This window comes from Salinimicrobium oceani, assembly GCF_012037645.1.
On sequence record NZ_JAAVJR010000591.1, the window covers coordinates 1 to 461 of the forward strand.

At 41.0% G+C, this 461-nt stretch carries 1 pseudogene; it reads right to left on the minus strand.

Annotated elements, in window-relative coordinates:
- Positions 1 to 445: pseudogene (locus HC175_RS18410) on the minus strand (SusC/RagA family TonB-linked outer membrane protein); the annotation flags it as partial.
- Between the last annotated feature and the right edge of the window lie 16 nt (positions 446 to 461).

Here is a 461-nt window from a genome sequence, read left to right on the forward strand (position 1 = left end):
TTCGAATGGATGACCGTACCTCATAATTATTACCCAGGGTATATGGAAGGTTTACATATCTTTCCTCAAGAGCAGTTAAATTGTGGCTATAGGTAGTTTTGAAGTCAAGTTTATCTTCTATAATATCATATTGAAAGTCTATAGTAGCAAGAACCTTCCTTATTTTGATTCGGTTTTCATTATATTCCATAACCGGAAATGGGTTTTGAGGGCTTCTATAGCCCAGGAGCTGAGCATTGGCAAACTGTATAGGTGCAGCGGCCGTGTTCGATGGGTCCATAACAGGAAGAATAGGAACGGCGAAGTATGCATTGAACCATGCCGCGTTTTCGGGAGCATAGCGGGTCGCATTACTAAATACCACGTTCATTCCTGTTTTGAACCTGTCGGTAATATCCACATTCATTTTTGACCTGATATTAAACCTCTCATACTCGTTCTCCATATCCAGAATCCCTTCC